Genomic DNA, 6,007 nt, shown 5'->3' on the forward strand with positions numbered 1-6,007 from the left:
TTTTCGAGATAGATTGAAACGGGGGGAGAAAATTGACGCGATGATCGGGGAAAACCATAATGAGTTTACCCACCCCAGTTATGAAAAAATGTATGGAGCGTTACTATGGACCCGATCAGTAGAATGAATTCCCTCATTACAGAAAGCTTTAATTCTGTAAAAGAATCGCAATCAGAAGTGCTTGAAACATTGGCCACTACAACAAGGAAGGTGTTCAAAGAAATTACTCAAACAACACCGAATTGGAGGCAGAAGCTTTCAGAAATTGCCAATGATGCAACTTGCGCCAATTATGTTGGCCACGTTGTCTCTAACAGACACACTCCAGCAGAGCTACTTCAGTCACAGGCAACTGACGACTTTGTTCTTAACGAATTACAAGTGACAGCGTTCGTGGTTTACGAAATGGTGGAACGAGGTTGCCCTGAGCCGACTCAGCTCAAAGATCTGAATACTGCTATCCAGAACGTAACGCTGAAGTCATTAAACAGTTTCCGCAAGTTACTACGCCGCCATAACTATGATATCGACTATCTTTCAGATCGTGTACAAGAGGCTGCCTTGGAAACGATTCGTGCTGCACGCTGCTATAAGCATACGGGTATAGCGAGCTTTGATACTTACGCGAGCGCTCGCGTTAAGACCGTTGTATCAAGAAAAGAGCTCCACCATACACTGATGGTGAAAGTATCAGACCGGGACATTTCAGGCGCTTATTCAAAAGCAATTGAAATTAATTCCGAGAAAACCAACAACAAGCTGACCCCAGATTCCAGTGCATCATCGTACTTACCCAAACCATTGTATGACTTTGAGCAAGGTTCGAACGACAATCGATATGGGGTAACTAGTGGATGTAGCGACAATGTGGTGTCGGATTTGACGCATCTTAAGTTGAGACAGCACTTGATTGCCCAGTTAAAGACCCTCAATGCGAACGAGAAAATTGTGATCATGAATGAGATGGGATTAGTAGCCGGTACATTGAATCGAAACGACTTGGTTGAATCTCTCGGTTTCTCCTCGTCTCGATATACCCAAGTTAAGACAAGCGCCTTACAAAAGCTAGGCGCACATAAGTCACTTTCTAAGTCATGGGAACGTGCGCTTGCTTAGTTGATGAACTCAATTCCACTCCCATTGGGACTGTTGTTTGGCAGAGTATCGTTAGTTTCGGTATTCTGCTTTTTGTTGTCGGTCCTTTGGTATTGATCAGCAATAGGTGACGCAGCTGGTGGTGCGCTTTGCGTGTAATTGAAGGAATCTTTAATTTGAGCGTATTTTCCAATGAAGGTTGTTTTTGCAGAGCCTATAGCTGATTTACGAGCTTTGCTAATAATCAAATGAGCGACACCAGGTTCATTTTGAGGATCATACATTTCCGGTCGATAAATAAAGCAGATGATATCCGCATCTTGCTCTAGCGAACCTGACTCTCGTAAGTCGGAATTCACTGGGCGTTTATCAGCACGCTTCTCGATATCGCGAGACAATTGGGATAGTGCTACAACAGGTACTTGTAACTCTTTCCCCAACGCTTTGAGCTGTCGTGATATTTCTGAGACTTCTAAATTTCTATTATCAGTTTTGTATTTTTCACTGGTTAGTAACTGAATGTAGTCCACACCAATACCAGAAATCTTTCCATTATGCTGCCGATAAAAGCGACGTGCGCGACGACACAACTCCTCGACGGTCATTGAGCCGTCATCCATCTCAATATTGTAATCACCGGATCTACCTAGCGCAGATGAACAATCAGCCCATTGAGTATCACTCATGCTGGCGTTTCGAATATTACTCAGTGGTACGCTTGCCAAGTTAGATAGCAAATTCTCTCCAATCGATTCTGAGCTCATTTCAAGGGAGAAAAATAAGAATGGTGCATCGTTTTGATAACTTGAGTTTTTGATAACGTTCAGGAGTAAGGTGGTTTTGCCATGAGATGGACGGCCTGCAAGGATGATGAAATCTGCAGGTCGGAATCCACCAAGTGCTTCAAAGCATGCAAAGCCCGACTTAAATGCATTAAATTCCCCTTTGCTTCTGCGCTCCATGTTGTCCAGCGTTGCAGCAAAGGCATCTTTCAATGAAATTGGGCCTTGCTCATTGTCCTTTTCCACTTCGTCATAAGACTCAACAACAGAATGCATCGAACCTATGATTTCATCGGTCGTCTTGTTTGACGAACATTGTGTTAATAGCTTTTGAAGCTCCACCTGAAGTGTTCGTTTGTTGTTAGTGTCGTTGATTTGCGAAACATAGTCAGAAAGAGCATTTATGTTTGCTGGTTGCGCTAGTGACTCCATGGCAACTGTAGTAATCGCGTCGACTCCCTCTTGCCCATACTCAGCGTATACACGCGCTTTAATCGTGTTTAAATCGATTGATTGTTTATCTTCGTGCAATTGGAAGCAGGTATCGATGAGAACCCGTGTCGCTGTATCACTGACAACGTTAGTTTCTAGGTCGAGTTCGTCAATAACGCCATCGTGGGAGAGGATGAGGTTAATCACTGGGTGGTATAAATTAAACTTTAACATGGTAATGCCCATCGGATACTAGGACATAGTTGATACAACTTTTGAGAGTGAATTTAGAGAATTGAGTGGGGGAGGTGGTAGGGAAACCCAAAAAGTTAACAACGGAGTGGGTTCAATCGCAACAATCAAACGATTGGATTTTTGGGTTTCCCAAATTACTAAAGCGAGGCGTCGATGCCTCCCTCATAATCAAAATCGACGGACTCTGTTGGAGAGCTAATCAATGCGTCGATGATGTTATTGCGTCGTGTCGTGTGGTATTTGCCTGACGGAAGTTTTTGCATAAATCCATCGGTGACCTGGTTGATGTCCAACGAGTAGCCCAGCTTCGAAATCTCGCCATGAAGTTTAAACATCACGTTATCCGATATGTAGTGATAAGCGGTACTGCGCGAGATGTTGGCGTAGGTTCGATAGAGCTCTTCACATGGTTCCATTTTGAACTCATCTTCCAAAAGACTTGAGCTGCATTGAGAAAATAACAAGTTTACTCGTGCATCTAAGTAATCGGTGCGGCTGGGTGTGAGCATATACACGGCCAAACACGCGAAGGCGACAATTAAGCACGCAGTGGTTCTGACAGGGACACACTTTGTATTCATTTCCATAACGTTTCCAGTTCCATTCATCAAGACAACCAGTACGAGAAATATGGCATAGACACTGACGTAGAAATGTAATTAGTGGGACGATTTTATCTGTTTACCTCATTTGAAGACGATCCCTCATCATGTGATTGGGATCGAGTGCCATTGTCAAATAAGAAGCTTAAATGGCTTCGCTAATTCGTAAACCCAAGTGATTAGACGTGTATAACTGACAGTCAGAGTCTAAATCCTCTTAGAGTTGCCGGGGTAGTTAATGAAAAAGATGGTTGTATTGTTGAGTTTGATGACGGTCGCTTCGGTTGCACTCGCTGATAATTCAAACAGTGAAACGACGCTAAAGCTCCCTGCGAATTCAGTCGCTTGCTATGAAACAGTTGCAGGAAGGTGTGATTTCCTGACTACGAAATCGTAGAACTTAAACCAGTAGCAGCGTAACAAGGAGATAATAATGACAAACCTTCTTTTAATCATTTCAGTTGTGATAGCGACATTGGTACTCCAAAAGACGATTGCTTATTTGCGAAACGCTAAGGAAAAAAGTAATAAGGAAAAAGCATTAAAGCTATTGAAAGCCAACGGTTACGAGCCTGAATTGTACCTCGCGACTATCGGAACGGACGATCCTCAACTGAGAGATGCTTTAGACCAGTTCGCATTCACTGGTCATGTAATCAAAAATCGTCACGGAGACATAATCGGGGGGGGTAGTTCCTAAAGCAAAACCTGGTTTAACTAAGCCTAGCTTGAAGCTAGTTGTTTCAAATGACTAGTGAGGGACAGAACGTTGTCGGGTACTTCCCTCATCAAAAACTTCCGCTCAACGAATGAAGATTAAAGATGAAGAGAAAAGGTGTATCACCACAGGAACATACTTAGTCAATACTGACTTTCAATCATTGGCCACGAAAAGGAGAATCACCGTGTTTTTCTTGCCAGATATCCATGACACAAAATTAGATACTGTTGCTTTATCAAACGCGAGTAGATGCAGCATTGTTGCTGAAGTCGCAGGAGAGAAGTATGTCCCGAGAGACTTTCTTAACTTACTTGTGGTTGGCGAGGGGGGCAAAATCGGCAGTAAAGTAAAAAATACTAACGATTCCTATGACTTGGGTCCCGCTCAGGTGAATACAATCCATTCCAAATACATCTTACGAAACTACCCTAATAAGTCTTGGGTAGATGTTGCCACTGACCCTGTTCTCAATATCCGTATCAGTGCAGATATATTCAAAGGATGCCTTACCTACGCTAAGGGTCATGTTTGGGAAGCCGTCGGTTGCTATAACTCAAAGACAGTCAACATCAAGACCAATTATCTAATCAGAACAATGAAAACTTGGGATTACATTCTGAAACGACCATCATTGAACTGCTCGGAGTATTGGTATCAGGATTAGAGCTAACTTCGACTCCCCAAATATCAAATAGCAGCTCAAATTCCCCTCGCTATTTAGCAAAATCGACTTCTACCACAAGTAATATGGGGTTCTCATGTTTATAGGAATTCATTATGTCGATACGTATAAATCGAAAGACACTGACCCTATGTGGCGTACTCGTACTGTCTGGTGTTCTGGTTCTAAAGTTCTCTTCTGTTTTCTTCGATGATTCTCATGCCTATGTTGGCCAGTGGAGCTCTGTATCGTCAGACGGCGCTGCAGAATTCAACGTCGGAGCTGACTACATTGAGGCGTTTGGGAAACGATTACCCGTTGACGTGATTGTTAATGATGACGGCTCTGTTTTGGCTCAGTCTCCAAACCAAAACTTTAGAATAACCAAAACCACCAGCGGTGTTGAGTTAACTGTTACACGTAGGTACATCGAAGAACCGGTCGAGAAGGTTTATGAGCTGACTCTAAAGCAGTAAGCGTTCGTAAAGACGTTCTAAATCAACTTCATATTACTGAGAGCCATCGTAACTAAATGATAGTGCTCAGACGTGTATAACTACTGCATTATTGAATCAGAATGAAACGCGAGAATGCTGGATATAAAGTACATCAAAGACACATTTAAAGTTCCTGTTTGGCAAGTGTTGTTGCGGTTACCTGAATCGTTTGTGGACACGAGACAAGTGGTGTCTGACTTTTCCTATCTTACGGACAGTGACTGTATGGTTATTCAAGGGACAGTGACTTCTATTTCTGAATCATACAATCGAACGACTGTCATTAATGGCAGCATTGTTGACTCCCGAAACGTCGCTCAACGTTTTTCTCATTTTGCCAAATTAGACAGTGAATACGGCCAACAATTGGCAAGTCGACTTAATGATCGAGGTTATTACTTGTGCAAAGTGAAACAAGTCGGAACCGCGCTGTTTATCAACCACCCGCAGCCATTGAATGAAAAATTCATTGGTAAAATCACTCCGGTCTATAAAGTCAAAAGTAAGCAACTCAAAGGGTTGAAGTATGCTGAGTTTTTGGAGCAGCATATTGATGAACTGATCCCATTGACGGCAAGAAAGATACGAGAAGAATTAGCGAAATTAAATCTAAGCAACGGGAAAATTAGACGGTTGTTAGAAGCGCACTCGCTGTGTTTAGAAGAGGTTTTGAGATTTGTGCATTTCCCAAATTCATTGGAAGAAAGTGAACAATGCAACGCTATACTACAAAGAATAGCAGCTACTTTGTTGTTCTCAGAAGTGGAAGGCGAACCAAATTTAACTCACCCATTTCAGCTCGACAAAGACGATACCTATTTCAATGATGTCGTCCCGTTTCAACTGACGGATGAACAATTGGATGCCGTGAGCGGTATCAAAGCCGCGATTAACAACAGAGCCCCACGAAGTGTCTTATTCGGGGATGTGGGGACGGGGAAAACGGGTGTCAAGTTCGAAAA

At 42.8% G+C, this 6,007-nt stretch carries 7 protein-coding genes; 5 read left to right on the forward strand and 2 right to left on the reverse strand.

Features of this window, described 5'->3' with window-relative positions:
- Positions 1-105 precede the first annotated feature (105 nt).
- A complete protein-coding gene (locus tag AB4384_RS03420; RefSeq protein WP_372128019.1) occupies positions 106-1,116 on the forward strand; it encodes a hypothetical protein in 1,011 nt (336 codons plus the stop codon).
- Here the strand turns inward: AB4384_RS03420 and AB4384_RS03425 are convergent.
- Both AB4384_RS03425 and AB4384_RS03430 read right to left on the reverse strand, forming a co-directional pair.
- A complete protein-coding gene (locus tag AB4384_RS03425) occupies positions 1,113-2,543 on the reverse strand; it encodes a DnaB-like helicase C-terminal domain-containing protein (protein WP_157939158.1) in 1,431 nt (476 codons plus the stop codon). The two genes, AB4384_RS03420 and AB4384_RS03425, sit on opposite strands and share 4 nt — an antisense overlap.
- A 158-nt stretch (positions 2,544-2,701) precedes the next feature.
- The gene (locus tag AB4384_RS03430) at positions 2,702-3,151 is read right to left on the reverse strand and encodes a hypothetical protein (protein WP_372128879.1); all 450 of its coding nucleotides are present in this window, start codon (positions 3,149-3,151) and stop codon (positions 2,702-2,704) included.
- Between the two features lie 448 nt (positions 3,152-3,599).
- On the opposite strand from AB4384_RS03430, the gene AB4384_RS03435 reads away from it, so the two are divergent.
- The 4 genes from AB4384_RS03435 to AB4384_RS03450 form a co-directional block, all read left to right on the forward strand.
- Positions 3,600-3,866, forward strand: a complete 267-nt coding sequence (locus AB4384_RS03435) for a hypothetical protein (RefSeq protein ID WP_372128880.1) — start codon at positions 3,600-3,602, stop codon at positions 3,864-3,866.
- A 205-nt stretch (positions 3,867-4,071) separates the two neighbouring features.
- Positions 4,072-4,551 (forward strand): lytic transglycosylase domain-containing protein, encoded by a 480-nt coding sequence (locus AB4384_RS03440; protein ID WP_146493234.1) that lies wholly within the window; start codon positions 4,072-4,074, stop codon positions 4,549-4,551.
- 113 nt (positions 4,552-4,664) lie between these two features.
- Entirely contained in the window at positions 4,665-5,024 is a 360-nt protein-coding gene (locus AB4384_RS03445; RefSeq protein ID WP_102305739.1) for a hypothetical protein, read from the forward strand.
- A gap of 114 nt (positions 5,025-5,138) precedes the next feature.
- Positions 5,139-6,007, forward strand: an 869-nt coding sequence (locus tag AB4384_RS03450; RefSeq protein WP_372128882.1) for a hypothetical protein, incomplete at its 3' end; no start/stop codon positions are given.

The organism is Vibrio sp. 10N.261.51.A4 (genome assembly GCF_041471945.1).
Classification (GTDB): domain Bacteria; phylum Pseudomonadota; class Gammaproteobacteria; order Enterobacterales; family Vibrionaceae; genus Vibrio; species Vibrio crassostreae_C.